17 protein-coding genes and 2 pseudogenes are annotated in these 18341 nt (G+C 69.0%); 13 read left to right on the forward strand and 6 right to left on the reverse strand.

Annotation, left to right across the window (positions count from 1 at the left end; genetic code table 11):
- The 7 genes and pseudogenes from CLM62_RS38300 to CLM62_RS38335 form a co-directional block, all read left to right on the forward strand.
- Positions 1-430, forward strand: a 430-nt coding sequence (locus tag CLM62_RS38300; RefSeq protein ID WP_143659220.1) for an SDR family NAD(P)-dependent oxidoreductase, incomplete at its 5' end; no start/stop codon positions are given.
- A gap of 230 nt (positions 431-660) precedes the next feature.
- Positions 661-1254, forward strand: a complete 594-nt coding sequence (locus CLM62_RS38305) for a TetR/AcrR family transcriptional regulator (RefSeq protein WP_095754502.1) — start codon at positions 661-663, stop codon at positions 1252-1254.
- 86 nt (positions 1255-1340) lie between these two features.
- Positions 1341-2030 (forward strand): type 1 glutamine amidotransferase domain-containing protein, encoded by a 690-nt coding sequence (locus CLM62_RS38310; protein WP_095754503.1) that lies wholly within the window; start codon positions 1341-1343, stop codon positions 2028-2030.
- Positions 2027-2332 carry a DUF1330 domain-containing protein gene (locus CLM62_RS38315; RefSeq protein ID WP_095754504.1) on the forward strand — a complete coding sequence of 102 codons (306 nt, stop codon included), beginning with the start codon at positions 2027-2029 and terminating at the stop codon, positions 2330-2332. Before CLM62_RS38310 ends, CLM62_RS38315 begins: the two co-directional genes overlap by 4 nt.
- Before the next feature lie 491 nt (positions 2333-2823).
- The gene (locus CLM62_RS38325; protein ID WP_373559227.1) at positions 2824-4053 is read left to right on the forward strand and encodes a YbfB/YjiJ family MFS transporter; all 1230 of its coding nucleotides are present in this window, start codon (positions 2824-2826) and stop codon (positions 4051-4053) included.
- A gap of 108 nt (positions 4054-4161) precedes the next feature.
- On the forward strand, positions 4162-4665 hold the full coding sequence (locus CLM62_RS38330; protein ID WP_179382404.1) for a transposase: 504 nt from the start codon (positions 4162-4164) through the stop codon (positions 4663-4665).
- A gap of 582 nt (positions 4666-5247) precedes the next feature.
- Positions 5248-5463, forward strand: a pseudogene (locus CLM62_RS38335) (helix-turn-helix domain-containing protein); the annotation flags it as partial.
- Positions 5464-5568: 105 nt separating this feature from the next.
- On the opposite strand, the gene CLM62_RS49540 reads toward CLM62_RS38335, so the two are convergent.
- Together CLM62_RS49540 and CLM62_RS38340 are read right to left on the reverse strand one after the other, a co-directional pair.
- On the reverse strand, positions 5569-5679 hold the full coding sequence (locus CLM62_RS49540; RefSeq protein WP_143659221.1) for a transposase: 111 nt from the start codon (positions 5677-5679) through the stop codon (positions 5569-5571).
- Positions 5680-5976: 297 nt separating this feature from the next.
- Positions 5977-6354 (reverse strand): MerR family DNA-binding transcriptional regulator, encoded by a 378-nt coding sequence (locus CLM62_RS38340; RefSeq protein ID WP_095754507.1) that lies wholly within the window; start codon positions 6352-6354, stop codon positions 5977-5979.
- 76 nt (positions 6355-6430) lie between these two features.
- On the opposite strand from CLM62_RS38340, the gene CLM62_RS38345 reads away from it, so the two are divergent.
- Positions 6431-7159, forward strand: coding sequence for an SDR family oxidoreductase (locus CLM62_RS38345; RefSeq protein WP_095754508.1), 729 nt, complete (start codon positions 6431-6433; stop codon positions 7157-7159).
- A gap of 96 nt (positions 7160-7255) precedes the next feature.
- On the opposite strand, the pseudogene CLM62_RS38350 reads toward CLM62_RS38345, so the two are convergent.
- Positions 7256-7787 (reverse strand): annotated as a pseudogene (locus CLM62_RS38350) (transposase).
- 228 nt (positions 7788-8015) lie between these two features.
- Positions 8016-9269 (reverse strand): ROK family protein, encoded by a 1254-nt coding sequence (locus CLM62_RS38355; RefSeq protein WP_095754509.1) that lies wholly within the window; start codon positions 9267-9269, stop codon positions 8016-8018.
- Positions 9270-9592: 323 nt separating this feature from the next.
- Between CLM62_RS38355 and CLM62_RS38360 the strand changes: the two genes are divergently transcribed.
- The 5 genes from CLM62_RS38360 to CLM62_RS38380 all read left to right on the forward strand — a co-directional run bounded on the left by CLM62_RS38360 (position 9593) and on the right by CLM62_RS38380 (position 14902).
- A complete protein-coding gene (locus CLM62_RS38360) occupies positions 9593-10939 on the forward strand; it encodes an ABC transporter substrate-binding protein (RefSeq protein WP_095754510.1) in 1347 nt (448 codons plus the stop codon).
- Positions 10936-11934 carry a carbohydrate ABC transporter permease gene (locus CLM62_RS38365; protein ID WP_095754511.1) on the forward strand — a complete coding sequence of 333 codons (999 nt, stop codon included), beginning with the start codon at positions 10936-10938 and terminating at the stop codon, positions 11932-11934. The genes CLM62_RS38360 and CLM62_RS38365 overlap by 4 nt, the downstream gene beginning before the upstream one ends.
- The gene (locus tag CLM62_RS38370) at positions 11931-12770 is read left to right on the forward strand and encodes a carbohydrate ABC transporter permease (protein WP_257004325.1); all 840 of its coding nucleotides are present in this window, start codon (positions 11931-11933) and stop codon (positions 12768-12770) included. The genes CLM62_RS38365 and CLM62_RS38370 overlap by 4 nt, the downstream gene beginning before the upstream one ends.
- Positions 12771-12839: 69 nt before the next feature.
- Positions 12840-13883, forward strand: coding sequence for a Gfo/Idh/MocA family protein (locus CLM62_RS38375; protein ID WP_095754512.1), 1044 nt, complete (start codon positions 12840-12842; stop codon positions 13881-13883).
- Positions 13880-14902, forward strand: coding sequence for a Gfo/Idh/MocA family protein (locus CLM62_RS38380; RefSeq protein WP_095754513.1), 1023 nt, complete (start codon positions 13880-13882; stop codon positions 14900-14902). The genes CLM62_RS38375 and CLM62_RS38380 overlap by 4 nt, the downstream gene beginning before the upstream one ends.
- Positions 14903-15444: 542 nt before the next feature.
- Here CLM62_RS38380 and CLM62_RS38390 read toward each other — a convergent pair.
- Positions 15445-17283 carry a DUF262 domain-containing protein gene (locus CLM62_RS38390; RefSeq protein ID WP_095754514.1) on the reverse strand — a complete coding sequence of 613 codons (1839 nt, stop codon included), beginning with the start codon at positions 17281-17283 and terminating at the stop codon, positions 15445-15447.
- Between the two features lie 279 nt (positions 17284-17562).
- Positions 17563-18114, reverse strand: coding sequence for a DinB family protein (locus tag CLM62_RS38395; RefSeq protein ID WP_095754515.1), 552 nt, complete (start codon positions 18112-18114; stop codon positions 17563-17565).
- Positions 18115-18341: the final 227 nt, after the last annotated feature.

Consider the following 18341-nt stretch of genomic DNA (forward strand, 5'->3'; position numbering starts at 1 on the left):
CACCGCCGCACTGGACCGGATGCACGCCACCAACTACCTCGGCGTGATCGCCGTCATCCGGGCCGCCTCCCGAGTGCTGCGCGCGGGCGGCCGCATCATCACGGTGAGTTCCGGACTGGGCTCCCGGGTCGGTGTCCCGGGAGCTGCCGACTACTCGGCGACCAAGTCAGGGATCGAGCGGTACACCATGGGGGTCGCACGCGACCTCGGGCCCCGGAACATCACGGCCAACGTCGTGGAGGCCGGACTGATGGAGGGCGGCATGCAACCGCCGGACCCCGAGACCCTCAAGGCCCTGGTCAGCTCGCTGTCCCTGCAACGCATGGGGCACCCCGACGAAATCGCCGCGGCGATCGCCTTCCTGGCGAGCCCCGCCGCGTCGTACGTCACGGGCGCGGTGCTGGACGCCCACGGCGGCTACAACGCCTGACCCGAAACCCCTGCCGCGCGCCCCGAAGGACATCGCGCCTTCGGGGCGCGCACCGCTGATGACGCTTCCTGAAAACGGCCACCCGCGATCTTGTTGGTGGCCAAGCCTGCTCGGTGGTTCTCCCCACCCTTTGAGTGAGGTCGTTCGGTCTCATCTCCCTGTTGCGGTGCTGTCGCCCTCTGCCGCAACCCCACTAGACGACTGGTCTACTCAGGCGCTATGGTTCCTACATGTCGGTCACCACGCGCACTACAGACACCCGTCGGATCATCCTTGATACCGCCCAGCGGATCATGGCCCGCAAGGGTTACTCGGCTGTCGGCATCAATGAGGTGCTCGCGGAGGCCGGCGTGCCGAAGGGGTCCTTCTATCACTACTTCGCCTCGAAGGACGCCTTCGGTGAAGCGATCCTGAAGAGCTACTTCGCGGACTACCTCGCGGACATGGACGGCATTCTCGCCGGGTCCGGCCAGTCGGCGGCCGAGCGGCTGATGGCCTACTGGCAGCAGTGGCGCGAGACGCAGAGCCTCGAGGAGTGCCAGGGCAAGTGCCTGGCCGTGAAACTCGGCGCTGAGGTCGCGGACTTGTCCGAGTCGATGCGCCTGGCCCTGAAGGAAGGCACGAGCGCCATAGTCGACCGCATCGAGCGCACGATCACCAGTGGCCTGGAGGACGGCTCCCTCTCCGTCGACGGCGAGGCCCGCGACGTCGCCCAGGCCCTGTACGACATGTGGCTCGGCGCCAGCGTCATGGCCAAGATCCACCGCAGCCTGGCTCCGCTCGACACTGCCACAGCGGTGACCCGCAAGCTTCTGCACCTGTAGAAGGCCCGCGCCCCACGCCCGAACCGGTCGTGGGGACCCGCTTCACCTAATAGTAGACTGGTCTACTAACTCACAAGGAGTGTGTCATGAAGGTTCTGATCGTTCTCACCTCGCACGACGAGCTGGGGGACACCGATCGTAAGACCGGGTTCTGGCTGGAGGAGCTGGCGGCGCCGTACTACCGCTTCAAGGAGGCCGGCTGGGAGATCACGCTCGCCTCGCCCAAGGGCGGGCAGCCGCCGCTGGACCCCAAGAGCAACGAGCCCGGCTTCCAGACCGACGACACCCGGCGCTTCGAGGCCGACCCCGAGGCCACCAAGGCACTGGCGGACACCGTGCGCCTCGACTCGGTGGCGGCAGGCGACTTCGACACGGTGTTCTACCCCGGCGGGCACGGACCGCTCTGGGACCTGGCCGAGGACACCGACTCCGCCCGGCTGATCGAGACCACCCTCCGCTCGGGCAAGCCGGTGGGACTCGTGTGCCACGCACCCGGCGTCCTGCGGCACACCGTCAACGACGACGGCACCCCACTGGTGGCGGGCAGGCGGGTCACCGGATTCGCCAACAGTGAGGAGGAGGCCGTCCAGCTCACCGACGTCGTTCCCTTCCTGGTCGAGGACGAACTCACCAAGCTCGGAGGCGTCTACTCCAAGGCCGGCGACTGGCAGCCCTACGTCCTCAAGGACGGTCTGCTGATCACCGGGCAGAACCCGGCCTCCTCGGCTCCCGCAGCCGACGCCCTGATCGAGCTGGTCACCAAGGACGGCGTGTGAGCGCCTACGTCGTCATGCTCCGCGAGCGCGTGGCCGACCCGGCCGAGCTGGCCCTCTACGCCAGCTCGGCCCGGGCGGCCCGGGCAGGCCACCAGATCACACCGGTCGTCGGATACGGAGCGATCCAAACCCTGGAGGGCACGCCGTTCGACGGAGTGCTGATCCACCGCTTCCCGAGCGTCGAGGACGCGCGGGCCTGGTACGAGAGCCGCGCCTACCAGGCAGCACTGCCTCACCGCCAAGCCGGTGCCGACTACCGCGTCCTCATCGTCGAAGGAGTCGACGACACCCACGACCGCTGAGACGACAAGGTGTCCGTCTGCACCGCAGTCCAGCGCAGACGGACACCATCCGAGCCGCAGGACCCACACCGGTCAGCGGCGACCTGACCGCCGACTCCGTCGGGGAGCTCGCAGCCATAGTGGCCGGCCATGACGCAGTCGTCTTCTCCGCCGGCGCTCACGGCACGGGAGCGGACCAGACGACACTCATGGACGGCCGGGGCCTGCAGGAGCCGCCGACGCAGCCCAGTCGGCGCCCGCCGCGGCTTCGGACCGGCCGCGGCTTCGGCCGGTCCGAAGCCCCGAGGCAGGGAGCCGGCCGGGCAACGAGCAGGCGCTGCGCTGCACAGGCGGCGCCGTGACCAGAAGTCAGACACCCAGCTTCCACCCTGCTGATGCCACCCATGGGCCGCGAAGGGTCTCGGCGGCGATGCCGCCGCGGACCTGGCGCCGAAGATGCCGCCGCCCGATCCGGCCGCACCGTGCCAGGGACTTCCAGAAAGGACCCTTTCGTGACGCTCACCCTCGAACAACCTTCTGTCGAACGCCGCCTTCCCGGACCCGCACCGTGGCTCATAGCACTCCAGGGGGCCGCAGCGCTGGCCGCCAGCAACGGGGTCGGCCGCTTCGTCTACACCCCGATCCTGCCGCTGATGCACGACCAGGCCGGCCTGTCGGCCACGAGCGGTGCGGACCTGGCGACAGCCAACTATGTCGGCTACCTGGCCGGCGCGCTGGCCGGCAGCTTCGCGCCCCGGCTGGTCCGCTCGCGTCTGGTGATGCGTACCTCGATGATCGCGATGACTGCCTCGCTCGCCCTGATGCCACTCACGCAGGACGTCACGGCCTGGGCAGGGTTGCGCCTCATCGCCGGGTTCACCAGCGCACTCGCCTTCGTCTACGCGGTCGGAGCCCTTCTGTCCGGACTGCGCCGATCAGCACCGCACCTGATCGGCTGGGGATTCGGCGGTATTGGCGCCGGCATCGTGCTCTCGGGACTGCTGGTCCTGGCCGTCCGCGAGGTGGCGACTTGGCGTACGGCGTGGTGGATCGCGACCTTCCTCACGCTGCTGCTGACCGCCGCCTCATGGAAACTCGCCGCGCCTGCTCCGCAGCCAGCCGGCGCGAAGGCGAAGACCCGCACCGGTACCCACCGTTGGTTCGCCGCGCTGGCGCTCAGCTACACCCTCGAAGGCATCGGCTACATCATCGCCGGCACCTTCCTCGTTGCCTCGATCACCCAGGACGCCCCCGGCTGGGTCGGCGCAGGGGCGTGGGTCGTCGTCGGACTGGCCGCGATCCCCGGTTCGGCACTGTGGACAGCCCTGGCCCGGCGGTTCAGCCGCCCCACCCTACTGGCGTCGGCCCTGCTGCTCCAGGCCGCCGGTATCGCCCTGACCGGGCTGGTTCCCGGCAGTGTCAGCGCGCTCGTCGCAGCGGCTGCCTTCGGCGGCACGTTCGTGGGCATCACCTCCCTGGCACTGGCCCTCGGTGAGCACCTCCAAGTGCCACGAGCCGTCGCGCTGTTGACGGCGGGCTACGGGATCGGGCAGATCATCGGCCCCCTGATCTCCCAGCCGCTGCTGGGAACCGGCTACTCGGCAGCCCTGCTGCTGGCAAGCGTCGTCCTGGCTGCCGCGACCGTGGCGGCCGCAGCACTCAGGGTCCGCTACCCGCACCGGCTGGGCCACATGATCGAACCGTCCCGCCTGGCACGGAAGCTGCCCACATGGCGTCCCTGACAGGCTCATGATCCCCACGCCCTCCACACCCTCCAAACCGGATCAACTGAGGAGGAAGAGCAACTCTGGCCGAATCCAGGAAGCCCCATCACCGCCGACGACCCGCGCGTGCGTGGACGGCTCCCACGTGCGCGCGAGAGAGGGGGAGCCGCGACCGGTCCGTCGCCGGTCGACCGGCGGAAGACGGGCAGCAAGCACCAGCTGATCTACGACGGCAAGGGCACCACGCTGCACGTCCTAACGACCGCCGCCAACGTCAACGACATCACCCAATCCCTCGACCTCGTCGACGGCATCCCGCCCGTCGCCGGACGAACCGGCCGGCCTTGGCGGCGGCCGGAGTACCTCCTGGGCGACAAGGCGTACGACTCGAAGGCTGTGCGCGGTGAGCTGCAACGCCGCTGCATCCAGGCGGTGATCTCCCGCGAGAGCGCCCCGAACATCAAGGGCCCGGGCGAGCTCCGCTACGTCGTCGAGCAGACCTTCGCCCTGCTCCACCAGTTCAAACGCCTCGCGGACCGCTGGGAACGACGTATCGAACTCCACGACGCCTTCGTCTCGTTGGCCTGCAGCCTCATCTGCTGGACACGCCTCAAGAAGACCGGATCGTGATCGGGTTACGAGCTCTAGGCACGCCCCACCAGCGCACATCCACAAGATCGTGTTACGAGCCCTTAGGCAGGCGAAAAATGGAAAAATCAAAGAGGATCACATTCAGAACAAGTATGACAGTATCGTGCGAAAGCTGTCTTAGCATGCTTTGGTTGGCTGGCGCCTGCAGGGTTGATCAGGGCTGAGTCTCCAGGACGCAGCAGGGGCAGCCATGGGCTTCGCGGGTCAAGAGCCCTGCGAGCGACTGAGGATCGCTGAGGCGGCTACTCGGCCACGATGACCCCATTCTCTGGAATCGAGTGGCTGATTGCTGTGGGCACGGCACGGGCGCCGGCCGGGCTGGAGCGGGGCGGAGACTGGAGCGCAGGCCCGGCCGGGGGCCGGGCCGCGCGCGGGGAGCGGAGCGAGCCGCACTTGAACCCGTAGAGAAAGTTGTAACTCAGTCTGTGGGGTGGGGTTTGTCCGGTCCCGGGAGATGCTTGACACTTCGGTCCCAGCTGATGGGTGACAGTAGCCGTGTTCGGCTTTTCTGTGCGCGTCGTTGCGGCGTGTGTGGGGAGGCCGGGATTGGCGCTGGTGGAGTTGTCGGTTGTCGAACAGAGATACCGGGCTGTCCTGGCGGTGCTGGCGGGTGCGACGGTGACGGAGGTCGCCGCGCAGCTGGGGGTGTCCAGGCAGACGGTCAGCGGGTGGAAGTCGAGGTATGAGGCTTCGGGTCTGGCTGGTCTGGCGGGCCGTTCCCGTAGGCCGGCCTCGTGTCCGCATCAGGTTTCTGTCGAGGTGGAGGCGGCTGTGTGTTACTGAGGTTGAACTCGTGGTGTCGTAGGGGCTGACGGCTGGCCGTCGGCCGCGGTATCACCGGAGACACGCGGTATCCACAAGGGGCGGGCTGACCGCCGAACGTCAGCAGTTCTTGATCCCCAGATCGGCGGCAACCGACCTGATCGTTGCCCCGGGCCGCGACTGGTACAGCGCGACCGCGTCCGCCTTGAACTGCGGCGGATAGTTCTTCATGACCACGAGATGTCCGTTCTCAGATCCTCAGGATCCAGTGTCTCGTGTGTCCAGCATCAGGGGTCAAGGCCTTCCATCGCATGGCCGCACTACACCGTCCTGCCAGCTGACCGGCAAACCCTGACGGCCTACGACCGGAAAGATCCTGGAGAACCAGACCACCGCGCTGGTCTCCGCCCTGCCCGAACACCGAAAATCGCGTCGGCCATCCGACAACAGTTCCCCCTCAACGACTCCTCATCGCCCCAACCAAGACAGCGAGGTCAGATCGCTGATGAGACGTCTGGCCGACCGCGCCTACGGGTGCGTGTCCGTGATCGCGATGACCTTGTCGAGGTGGTCAAGGGCGGCCTGCAGGTCGTCGATCTTGGCCTGGATGCGCTCGCGCTCGGCTCGCAGCATGGCTCGTTGCTCGGCGTCGGTGTGCCCGGCGTCCCAGCACGGAAGGAGTTCGGTGATCCTCCGGCTGGTCAGGCCGGCGGCGAACATCTGCTGGAAGAAGCGGACCAGGGGGATGGCGTCCTGCCGGTACAGGCGCTGGCCGGACGGGCTGCGCTCCGCGATGAGCAGCCCTTGCTGCTCGTAGTAGCGCACGGCGCGCACCGAGACGCCGGCACCTCGTGCCACCTCGCCGATGCGGATCAACCGCTCGGCCGCGGCCGCTGTGACAGTCATGGTGATTCCTCTCACCCCTGGCCCTGACGACCAGCACTTGCCTCTGACGCTAGCGTCAGGTTTTAGCGTACCGGCCATGGATATCAACAACTCCGTCGCCCTTGTCACCGGAGCCAACCGCGGCCTGGGCCGCGCCTTCGCCCAGCGCCTGCTCGAACGGGGCGCCCGCACGGTCTACGCGACGGCCCGCCGACCGGAGACCGTGGACCTGCCCGGGGTCGAGGTGCTGCCCCTCGACATCACCGATCCCGCATCCGTGAGGGCCGCCGCCGAGGCCGCCCCGGACGTCTCGCTACTCATCAACAACGCGGGAATCAGTACGGGGACCGACCTGGTGACCGGTTCGCTGGACGCGGTGCGGCACGAGCTGGAGACCAACATGTTCGGCCACCTGGGAATGATCCGGGAGTTCGCGCCGGCGCTCGCCAGGAACGGCGGGGGCGCGATCGTCAACGTCCTCTCCGCCATGTCGTGGTTCGGGGGCAAGGGCGCCAATGCCTACCACCTGACCAAGGCCGCCGCCTGGGCCATGACCAACGGCGTCCGCCTGGAGCTCGCCGAGCAGGGCACGCTCGTCACAGCGGTACACCTCGGCCTGGCCGACACTGACATGGCCGCGGGCTGGCCGGTGGACAAGATCGCTCCGTCGGACCTGGCCGACGCGGCGCTCGACGGTGTTGAGGCAGGCTCCGCCGAAATCCTCGCCGACCAGTGGAGTCGGGACGTCAAGTCCCGTCTGCCGCTGACGCCAGAAGAGTTCAACGCCGCAATGGACCGCGCCCTGGCGGCGCTGATGGCGGCCTGAGGGCCCCTCGGGCCGCACGGGCTTCGGTCGGCTGCTTCTCCATCGGCCTCTCGAACTCCTCTACTTGAGGTTGAACTCGTGGTGTCGTGTCGCTGATCAGGCGGGTCCGATGGTCAGGCCGGTCTCGGCGAGGCAGCCGTCTATGAGGTGACTGCGGTACTGGATGAGGCATAAGCCGCGTCGGATGCGCTGGTCGAGGTGTTCGGGGGGTACTGAAGGCGACGTTGGAGAGCCATCCGCGTCGCAGGAGAGACCAGATGCCTTCGACGGGGTTGAGGTCGGGTGCGTAGGGCGGCAGGTAGTAGATGGTCAGCCACTCCCTGGCTGCCGCCCACTGCCGCAGGTCGGCGGCTTTGTGGACGTTGAGGTTGTCCCAGACCAGGACGATCGGGCCGCCGAGCTGCTGGTGGGCGGCGATCAGCAGGTCCCGGTAGTCGCGCCAGGAGAAGCTTTTGCGCCCGTAGCGTCGGCCGTCGTCTCTGCGTGGCCGGTAGATCAGCCTTGAGCGGTGGCCGGGTTTGTAGCAGGTCAGTGCGGCAATGGATATCCGTCTGCGGGAACGGCCGCGGACCCGCACCACCGGTGTGTGTCCGCGTTGTGACCAGGTCTTCGCCTGCGGCGGCGTCACGGAGAATCCGGCTTCGTCCTCGAAGACGAGCCAGGCTGTCGGCCGGCGCTTCCACCTGACCTTGCCCTTGGCCAGCTCCGCTTCCAACTGCGCGAACTGCTTTTCGCTCAGCCTCGGAAACGATGCCAGCCCCTGCGACCGCAGCGCCCGGGGACCGCCCTCGTCCCACGTCCGCCGCCACCGCAGCACAAACTCGGCTACCGTCGGCCACGCGGCGAGCCAGGCGGGTCACCGTCCCCGTGCCGGAAGCAGGGTCGGCCGCGTCCGGAGCACCTCCTCCACGGAGGAGAGGGCGAACCGTACCGCGCCGGTGATCACCGCCTCGTCACCCAGGGAGGACAGCCGCCACTGCGGCAGGTCGACGAGGAGGCTGCCGGCTTCCTCCTCGGCGGCGCTCAGGAGGAGTTCGCCCGCCGGAAGCAGGCCGGGAGCGGCGAAAAGGCTCGTGCCGAGCACGACCAGGGCCGGGTCGAGTGCGAGCAGCACGGGGGCGATTCCGGCGGCCAGTCTCCGACCGTACGACGTGATGGCCGCGACCGCTTCCGGATCCCCCGAGGCGGCGTCACGGATGATGTCAGCACCCGCGCGACGTGCCGGGTCCGCCCGGTCCGGGGCGACGCCGTTCGCGATCAGGGGCTCGAGGCCGGGCTGCGACGACGCGCTGCCGGGGAAGCGGATGAAGCCGATCTCGCCGGCCGCGCCGCGGTGCCCGCGCAGCAGGCGTCCTCCGGTGATGACGCCGGCACCGAGGCGTTCACCGAGCAGGACGAAGACCATCTCGTCGGCCGCGCCGCCGACCCCGCGCCACTGCTCGCCCAGCGCGGCGAGGTTGGCGTCGTTCTCCACGGCGACCGGGCAGCCGAGGGCGTCGCGGAGGGTGGTGACGACGTCCGCCTCGGCCCAGTCCTTGAGGTTGTCGGCCTGCCGGATACGGGTGTTGCTGCGGTTCACCAGGCCGGGGGTGCCGATCGTCGCGGCCCATACTCGCCGGGCGTCTGCTCCTGAGCGTTCGATCGCGCGCCGCACCACCGCGGTGACCGCACGGACACGGGCCGGGCCGCCCAGATCGGCGCGCACCGCCTTGCGCTCGACGGCCACCGCCCGGCCGTCGAGGTCGGCGAGGCAGGCACTCACCGATCGGGGCCGTACGTCCACGCCGACGACGAAGCCCGCGTGCGGGCGGAACCGGAACCGGCGGGCCGGGCGGCCGGGCGACCGCTGGCCACGGGCGGAGACGGCCGGGGCGACCTCGATGAGGCCGCAGTCGGTCAGTTCCTCGACGATCGCTTCGACCGTGGGGCGGGAGAGCTTGGTCGCCTCGGCCAGTGTGGAGAGCCGGGGGTGCGGGTCCGTCGAGCGGACGGCGGCGAGGATGGCCGCGGCGTTCGTGGCACGCAGGTCCGCGACGCCCACCACCGCGGGCAGTTCGTGCCCGGGAGAGTTCGGCTCCGGCGGCCCGCCGAGCGGCCACATCGCCTGCATGATCAACCTCCTGGGGGAGTGGTGCGGCGGGGACCGGCGCGGCCGCACCGACGATAACAATCCAGCCGTGAGTCCTTGACGCGGGTCGAACTCCCTCCGATTATAAAACGCAACTGCTTTATCGAATTATCGAGCAGCAATCGAGCAACAGTCGAAACTGGTCGAGCTGCCATCCCACGGCGCCTTCCGATCTCCTCGCGCCCTCTGTATCCGTCACATCCGTCGGATCCGTCGCGCCGCGCACCCTCGCGGCCTCATGCATCACGTCCCCGCCGACGCCCCCGCCGTCGGCTCACCCCGTCCCGCCACGCCCGGGAGACCTCATGAGCCCCAGCCCCAGCCCGTCGCCCCTTTCCAGACGTACGTTCCTCACGGCCACCGGCGCGATCGGCGCCGCGGCACTCACCGCGTGCAGTGATCTGACGCCGGGCGCCTCGTCGTCCGGCACGAGCAGCACCGGCCCCGTCTCCACGGCGGTACCGGCCGACAAGAAGATCACGCTGGTGGTCGCCGACGCCGACGACACCACCATGACGCCGGGGCTCATCGCGGCCTTCCGCGAGAAGCACCCCAACATCACCGTCGAGCGCCAGTACACGGGCTGGGACGACTACCTCAAGAGCATCAACACCACCATGTCGGCCGACAGCGCCCCCGACATCGCCCAGTTCACCTCTGGGATGCAGAACCTCATCCCCGGACGGCTGCTGCTCAAGGTCGGCGAGTACGGCAAGGCGTACGGCTGGGCGGAGAAGTTCCCCGGCCTGGACCAGATCACCCTCACCCCGGACGGCAAGACCGTCGGCACCGGTGACCTGTACGGGGTGGGGGCGGGCCTGTCGTTCGAAGGCGTCTACTACAACAAGGCCAAGGCCCAGAAGCTGGGCCTGACCGTCCCTCCGGCCACCTTGGAGGAGTTGGAGGCCATGTTCGCCGAGGCCAAGGCGGCCGGTGAGACCGCTCTCGTCGCCGGCAATCTCGACGGCGGTCTCAACCACCCCTTCAACGTGCTGCTTTCGGCCTACCTGGAGCCGCGGGACCGCGAAGCGTGGGCCTACGGGCACAAGGGCGCCACCATCGTGCTGCCGGAGGCCGAGCAGGCGGCCGAGACCCTCAAGCGCTGGGTGGACAAGGGTTACGTCACCCCCAAGGTCAACGGCGTCAGCGACAACGACGCCACCGCCGCCTTCGCCAAGGGCGAGGGTGTCTTCCGGATCAGCGGCAACTGGGCGGCGGCCGCGGTGGCCAAGGGCCTGGGCGAGCGGGCCGGCTACTTCAACATGCCGCCCGTCACCTCCGGCGGGAAGGTACGCACCACCGGCGCCGGCGTGTACTACTGCGTGTCCGCCAAGTCCAAGAACGCGGCCGCGGCCGCCGCGTTCCTCGACTTCGCCGCCGACGCGCAGGCCGCCGCCATCACCGCCAAAGCGGGCTTCATGGCCCCCGACGCGGGCGCCATGCCGAGCCAGACCGGACTGCTGGGCGATGTGCGGACGGGCTGGCAGGCGATCGTCAAGGACGCCGGCCTGCAGCCGTTCATCCAGAACTCCTCCAGCCCGACGATGGGCGACACCCTCACCACCCAGCTGCAACTTCTCGCCGGCGGCAAGGTCACCGCCGAGAAGTTCCTGGCCGGTCTCCAGACGGACTTCGACAACTACCACCAATGACGACAGCCGACCGACTGACCGATCCCGCCCGCGCTCCCGGCGTGCCCGGCGCCCCGCGTCCGGCGAAGCACGGGGAGCACGGGGAGCACCGTGCCGTGCGCCGACGCCCCCGCACGGCCCGGTCCGGCCGCCGCAGCAGGCGGGCCGTGGCGTTGCTGTATCTGCTGCCGGCTCTGCTGCCGTACACACTCTTCGCCGTGCTGCCGCTGCTGCACACCACCTACCTCTCGCTGTTCGACTGGGACGGCGTGACCCTCCCGTCCTTCGTCGGCCTCGACAACTACCGCCGTATCGCCGACGACCCGCAACTGCGGGCCGCCGCCTGGCATGCCGGCGCACTGATCCTGTTCTTCTCCGTCCTGCCGATCTGTGTGGGGCTGGTCTCGGCGGCGATCGTGTCCCGGCGCGCCGGGCGCCGGGGCACCGGCCTGGTCCGCACCGTGCTGTTCCTGCCCCAGGTCATCCCACTGGTCGCGGTCGGCATCCTCTGGCGCTGGGTGTACGCCGAGGACGGCGTCCTCAACCAGGCGCTGCGCGCGATCGGCCTGGGCGGCCTCACCGACGCCTGGCTCGGCAGCTTCACCTGGGCCCTGCCGGCCGTCGGACTGATCGGGACCTGGGTCGTCTCGGGCCTGTGCATGGTGCTGTTCCTGTCCGGGACTCAGCGCATCGACCAGGAGATCTACGAGGCGGCACGGATGGACGGGGCAGGCCCGGTACGCGAGTTCACGGCGATCACCGTCCCGCTGCTGCGACCGGAGTTCGCGGTGGCGCTGTCCATCACCGTCATCGCCGCCCTGTCCAGTTTCGACCTCATCTACATCGCCACCGGAGGAGGCCCGGGCAACAGCACCGTCGTTCCCGGAATCCTCATCTACCGCCTGGCCTTCGGGGGCGGCGCGGTCGGTGTGGCCAGTGCGCTGGCGATCGCGCTGACGGCGGTCATCTCCCTCGCCGTTCTGGTGATCAGCCGACTGTCCAGGGAGGCGCCGTGACCGCACCCACCGGTACAAAGGCGCTCACCGGGCGGCTGGCGGCACCCGTCGTGCTCACGCTCTTCATGGCCGCCGTACTCGTACCGTTCGCCTCCCTGCTGCTGGCATCACTCCAGCCCGCAGGCGCTCCCCTGACCGGCTTCGCCCTGCCGGACGGGCTGCATCTGGAGAACTTCTCCCGCGCCTGGTCCGCGGCGGGGTTCGGCACCTTGCTGCGGTCGAGCGTGGTGATCGCGCTGTGCGTGGTGCCGGCCGCGGTGGTGTGCGCGACCCTGGCCGGGTACGCGCTGGCGACCCTGGACGTCCCCGGCCGGGGACGGCTCTACGCGTATCTGCTGCTCGGCCTGTCCATCCCCACCGAGGGCACGATCATCCCGCTCTACTACGACCTGCGCGCCGTCGGCCTGACGAACACGGTGCCGGGGCTGGCCCTCGCGGAGATCGGTGCGTTCATGCCGTTCGGGGTCTTCTGGATGCGCGCCCACTTCGCGACCATGCCGCGCAGCCTGATGGAAGCCGCACGGCTCGACGGCGCCTCGTCATGGGTGACGCTCTGGCGGATCCTCCTGCCCAACTCGCGCCCGGCGGTGACCACGTTGGGCGTTCTGTACTTCGTCTGGAGCTGGAACCAGTTCCTGCTCCCGCTGATCCTCATCCAGGACCCGGCCCGACGTACGGCCCCGGCCGGACTGGGTTTCTTCACCGGGCAGTTCGGCGTCGACGTACCGCTGCTCGCCGCGGCCACCCTGATCGTGATCGCCCCGGTGGTGCTCGTCTACCTGTTCTTCCAGCGGCACTTCATCAGTGGCGTGCTCAGCGGCGCCCTGAAGGGCTGAACACGCATGGCCTCACCACGCATTGGCTGAACCCACAAAGGCGCACCACACAGGAGGTCGGAGAATTCCATGGCAGAACTCGAAGTGGCGCTGATCGGTGCGGGCGGCATCGCCCGCGCGCATCTGCCCGCGTGGGCCGCCCTCGGCGCGCGGGTGCGCGTCCACGCCCCCGACGGCCGCGCGCCCGCCCTGGCCCGCGAGTTCGGCGCGACGTCCGTGGGCTCCTTGTCCGAGGCGATCGCCGGGTCGGCCGTGGTGGATGTGTGCACCCCGACCGACACTCACCGGGAGATCACTCTGGTCGCCGTCGCGGCCGGTGCCCATGTCCTGTGCGAGAAGCCGCTGGCGCTCAGCGCGGCGGAGGCCGGGGACATGGCCGACGCGGCGGAAGCGGCCGGGGTGAGGCTGTATCCGGGACATGTCGTGCGCTTCTTCCCCGCCTACGCCCGCCTGCGCGACCTGGTCGCCGGGGGCGGCCTGGGCCGGGTGGCTGTCGCGAGGTTCACCCGCACCGGCCGCTATCCCACCTGGAGCGGCTGGTTCGCCGACCCGGCCCGCTCGGGCGGGATCCTGACGGACCAGATGATCCACGACATGGACATCGCCCGCTGGCTCTTCGGTGACGTCGTCCGGGTCCACGCCCGCCAGCAGGGGCATCTCACCGCCCCGGCCCCGGAAGGGGCGGTCGCCACCGGTACCGCCGTACTCACTCACGCGGGAGGCACCATCACGCAGGTGGTAGGGGTGTGGGGACCGCCGGCGACGCCGTTCCGTACGACGTTCCACGTGTCGGGCACCGGCGGTACCGTCCAGCACGACTCCCGGGCCCATCTCGAACTGCGGATCACCGGAGCCGCGTCCGGCGGACCGGCGGACGGCATACCCGCCGGGGACGTCGAGGGCTTCGGGGAGCTGGGGGAGTCGCCTTACCTCACCCAGATCCGCGAGTTCGCCGAGGCGTTCGCGGGAGGTCCGGCACCACGGGTGAGCGGCCGGGACGGCGTGGCGGCCGTCCGTATCGCCGAGGCCGCGGCGGAGTCGGCCCGCACCGGCCGGACCGTCGAACTCGCCCCGCAGGCAATGACCGTACCCACGGAGGGAATGAACCAGTGAGAGTCGCCGTACTGTCCTTCGCCCATGTACACGCGGCGACCTACATCAGGCTGCTGCGCGACCGCGACGGCATCGAACTGATCACCGCCGACCCCGACGCCCCGCCGGACGACCCCACCCGCGGCCGGGCCCTCGCCGAAGAGCTGGGCGCCGCCTACGCCGACAGCTGGGACGAGGTATTCGCCCTGCGCCCGGACGCCGTGGTGGTCACCAGCGAGAACGCCCGCCACCGGCACCTGGTCGAACGGGCCGCCGCGACCGGGGCACATGTGCTCTGCGAGAAGCCCCTCGCGACGACGGAAGCGGACGCACGGGCCATGATCGATGCCTGCGAAAAGGCCGGGGTCGGGCTGATGACCGCCTATCCCGTACGGTTCAGCCCCGCGTTCACCGCCCTGCGCCGCGCCCTGGCCGACGGCTCGCTCGGCGGGCTGGTCAGCGTCCACGGAGCCAACAACGGCTCGAACCCGGCCCGTTCGCACCCCTGGTTCGCCGACCCGGAACTGGCGGGCGGCGGAGCACTGGCCGACCACACCGTCCATATCGCCGACCTCGTGGACGCGCTGCTGGACGGCGAGCAGGCGGCGGAGGTGTACGCCCAGGCGAACAGCATCCTGGACGACGGCGGTCCCGTACCAGCCGTCGAAACCGCGGGACTTGTCACCATCCGGTACCCCAGCGGCGTGGTCACCGCCGTGGACGCCAGTTGGAGCCATCCGCCGGACCACCCGACCTGGGGCGGGCTCACCATGACCTGCGTCGGCGAAAAGGCGATCGTGGAGTTCGACGCCTTCCCCCCACTGCTCGGCGGCTTCGACTCCACCACCGGCCGCGACCGCTGGGAAGCGGGCGGGGCAGACCTGGACGCCGCGATGCTCGACGAGTTCCTCGACGCGGCACGCACCGGACGGCGACCGTCTCCCGACGGCGCGTCGGGGCTGCGCACCCTGCGGATCGTGCTGGCCGCGTACGAGTCAGTGCGTACTGGGCAGCCGGTGACGCTGGCGTCGCCGCGGTGAGGCTCGGGCGCACTACGTGCGTGTACACGTCCATGGTGCAGATGCGTACGCGATCAACGTCCTTCGCGCTCGTAGCGCTGCACCCGATGTGCCAATTTGGTGCGATACCTATCGGGTGAGTGGAAGGCCTGAGAGCGGCGGACCATGTCCTCTGCCCTGAGGCTCTCTGCGTAGGCCGGAGCGCGGGTGCGTGTCAGTGCCGCCGGCCGCGATGGTGTGGACGTGGTCGATGCTCGGGGACCGAGGGTCTGGGTGTTGATGAGCCTCGTCCACTGGACCTTGGCACAGACCCAGATCCAGTCGTCCCGTGCACTGATCTCTTCCGCCGTGTAGCGCTCGACGCAGCCCTTGCCCCCTCGCCAGGCTCGGAGCGAGGGATGAGAAGGCGCCTGCCGCCTGCGGCGCCATCCCTGGTCTGACCTGGTACGTAGCGCTGCGCTACTTTTACTGCATCCGGCCTTCGACACGTAGTCGACTGCGGCGGCCGAAATGGATCCGCTCCACCGGCCGCCGATCCGGCTATGGAGCCACGGAGGTAGGGATCACAGATCGTCGGTGTCGTCCGCCGCGTCGAGGCTGATTCCGGGGGCATTGGCAGTCGATTCGTCATCCAGGATCGCCTTGCCCATTGCGGCCGAGATTTCGTGGAGCAGCGCAGTCCTGCGAGCGGTGAAGAACCCGTCGAAGTCGTCGGTAGCCATGAGTTCCGGTTGGGCCAGGTGGGAGCGGATGCGCTCGGCCACGCCTTCGTGAGGGGTTTCCGCGGCCTTGACCAGGCGACCGAGGTAGTCGGAGGGGGCCGCACCTCCGATGATTCGATTGGTGCGGGCGGTCAATGGAGTCTTGTTGATGATCGAGTTGTAGTCAGAGGGTTGGTATCCCGCCTTGTCGCACCACGCCTTGGGGAAGATGTGGTGGATGTCGATGGACTCGTCGAAGTACCCGGTGACTTCAGCCTTCTCCCCGGTGCGCCAGTCCACGGCCCCAGCCTTGAGCAGCAAAGCGTAAATCCCCTTGTAGGCAGCGCTGTTGCGGGTACGGAGGGTCAGCAGACGTCCGGGGGCGAATTGGGCGGCGGTGACGGTCCGGGGCTCGACCGCATCCCCGCGGATCCAGTCGACGACGTCCGGCAGGTCTTGGCTGAACCGGGTCTCGGTCGAGCCGCCGTAGAGCTCTCCGAACACACCGCACCAGTACCAGCGAGCGAGCTTGTGCTGGGCTCCGGCGCTCTGCGCAGCGTCCCCGGCCAGAGCCAGGATCGCGGCGAGTGGAATCAACTGGGTTCCGTAAGGCAGGAACTTCGTATCGAAGACGTACTGCTGGTGCAGAAACTTCGCCGCCGCCTTGAATCCGGCGATGACCGACGGCGCGAAGCGTACGTAGTCCTCCAGCGAGAGGGCGAGCATGTCCTTGCGCTTGCAGCCGATGCGTGGCAGACGCTCTTCCTCCATTCCCCGGTCGGCCTCGTGCCGACGCCGCTCGGCCGTGGCCAGCAGGGTCACCGCTTGGAGGAAGTCGGTGTTGGAGACCTCGCGAAGGATGCGGTACTCAGGTGCCTTCCAGGCAGAGCGGCACTCTTGCTCCCAGTGATTGCGCAGATCGAACTCGTCCGCCGCGTAGGTGGCGGTCAGCAGCTCGAAGACGGTCAGGGTGACACCGCCGGTGTTGACCTTCTCGAACACCTGGCATACGGCTTGGCGCGGGGTCGCCCGCCCTAGTTCGATGACCGGCACGTGGTAGCGATCGAAGGGGCGGACGAATGCCTCGTTGAATTCGCGCCACAGCCTCCGCTTGTCCTTGTCGCCGTCCCAGTGGTCGGTGAACTCATAACCCCAGTCGCCGCCGTCGAAGACGGCCTGGAGTGGGAAAAGATGTGCTTCGTACTCGCGCTCGGGAGTCGAGTAGTCCTCGACGACTTGGCCCCGGAAGTTGAGCACTTTGCGTGATTCCGGCACAAAACGGATGGCGTCCTCGCGGTCGCCGTTCTCGTCGAGTGCCTGGACCATGTCGACGTAGAACCAGCCAGACACCTGCTGCTTGCGCAAGTCCTGTGTGACCACTGGGCCTTTCAACTTCAGGGCCTGGAACAGGGACGTCAACCGCTGCTGTCCGTCGAGCACGAGCGTGTCAGGCTCAGGCTCGCCAACCGGGGTGGCCCCTTCGATGGGCCGATACTTGAACCGAACGTCGCCACCCGCCCTGAGCAACATGACGGTGCCGACGGGATAGCTCATCGAGATCGACGCCAGAAGGCTGGCAATGTTCGGATAGGGCCACACCCAGCCCCTCTGGAACTCCGGCAGTTGGGCCTTGCCGACCTCAACCTGCTGCAGAAGATCGCGCAGCGGGCGCTTGTCGATGCTGAACGCTTCGTCGGCCACATCGGCTCCTTAGGGCAGCCGGTCACCCCCGGTGGGCGCCTGAGCTGGCTATCTCTTGGCACGGTCAAATTACTAGACGGCACCGCAGCGAGTGTCGGAGATGTAGAACAACCTGAGCCTCAATCAGGTCAGGCTCGAAACCGGCGTACGGCTCCGGAGGCCTCTTCGCTCGATGGCGTCCCATCGCTCCTATGTCGAGCGGCGCGGTCCTTCGCCGTCGCCGAGGGCTGAACGGAACGGCGCTCGGCATCGACGGCCAGGCCGAAGTGGATCCCGGCCTCACACGCCGACCGCTCCGTCGATGCGTTCGCGGAGCAGGTCGGCGTGACCGTTGTGGCGGGCGTACTCCTCGATCATGTGGATGAGGACCCAGCGCAGCGACACCGTTCCGCGCCAGGAGTCGTCGCCCTCGACATCGAGGTCGGGGGCCTCGGTGGCGAACTGTTCGGCGAAGGCCACCTCGGTCCGCCACGCCTCCCACGCCGCGGCTACGACCCCGGGGTCGTCCGTGGCGCCGTCGAAGTCCTCGTCGGGGTCGGCGGTCGAGGAGAAGAGGGCCGGCGCATCCTGCCCGGCCAGGACGCGCCGGAACCAGCGGCGTTCCACATCGGCGAGGCGTCGGACCAGGCCGAGCAGCGAGAGCGTGGACGGCTCCACGGACCGCAGGGCCAACTCCGGGCCCAGGCCGGAGCACTTCAACCGCAGCGTGGCGCGCTGGGCGCCCAGGACATCGATGAGCATCCGCCGTTCGTCGCCGGTCGTCGGACCGGTGAACCGGCGACCGCTGTCGGCGCCGCCGAAGAGTTCGGCTCTTCTGGTGGGATCGCTCATGTCCGCCCTTCAGCTCGCGCTGGTTCGCGCAGCCGTGACTGCCGCGGTCGCGTACAGCATTGTGAAGCAGCCGCCCATCGCGTCTGGTCGGCGTGGGGCACCTGCTGTTCGACGACCGGGAAGGCACCGCGCTGAGGACCGCGGTCCTCAGCGAGGTCGTCACCCCACGGTCATCGCCGGCGTCGTAGGAGAGCCATGCACGCCCGTCAGGGCTTCACGGCGTGGAG

The sequence above is a fragment of the Streptomyces sp. SA15 genome, from assembly GCF_002291145.1.
Lineage (GTDB): Bacteria > Actinomycetota > Actinomycetes > Streptomycetales > Streptomycetaceae > Streptomyces.

What these genes read in the sequence shown, in the direction of transcription:
- CLM62_RS38395 (WP_095754515.1), bottom strand. Translation starts at nt 18,114, where the DNA reads ATGAGCGATCCCACCAGAAGAGCCGAACTCTTCGGCGGCGCCGACAGC.
- CLM62_RS38375 (WP_095754512.1), top strand. Translation starts at nt 12,840, where the DNA reads ATGGCAGAACTCGAAGTGGCGCTGATCGGTGCGGGCGGCATCGCCCGC.
- CLM62_RS49540 (WP_143659221.1), bottom strand. Translation starts at nt 5,679, where the DNA reads ATGAAGAACTATCCGCCGCAGTTCAAGGCGGACGCGGTCGCGCTGTAC.
- CLM62_RS38310 (WP_095754503.1), top strand. Translation starts at nt 1,341, where the DNA reads ATGAAGGTTCTGATCGTTCTCACCTCGCACGACGAGCTGGGGGACACC.
- CLM62_RS38365 (WP_095754511.1), top strand. Translation starts at nt 10,936, where the DNA reads ATGACGACAGCCGACCGACTGACCGATCCCGCCCGCGCTCCCGGCGTG.
- CLM62_RS38360 (WP_095754510.1), top strand. Translation starts at nt 9,593, where the DNA reads ATGAGCCCCAGCCCCAGCCCGTCGCCCCTTTCCAGACGTACGTTCCTC.
- CLM62_RS38355 (WP_095754509.1), bottom strand. Translation starts at nt 9,269, where the DNA reads ATGCAGGCGATGTGGCCGCTCGGCGGGCCGCCGGAGCCGAACTCTCCC.
- CLM62_RS38345 (WP_095754508.1), top strand. Translation starts at nt 6,431, where the DNA reads ATGGATATCAACAACTCCGTCGCCCTTGTCACCGGAGCCAACCGCGGC.
- CLM62_RS38305 (WP_095754502.1), top strand. Translation starts at nt 661, where the DNA reads ATGTCGGTCACCACGCGCACTACAGACACCCGTCGGATCATCCTTGAT.
- CLM62_RS38340 (WP_095754507.1), bottom strand. Translation starts at nt 6,354, where the DNA reads ATGACTGTCACAGCGGCCGCGGCCGAGCGGTTGATCCGCATCGGCGAG.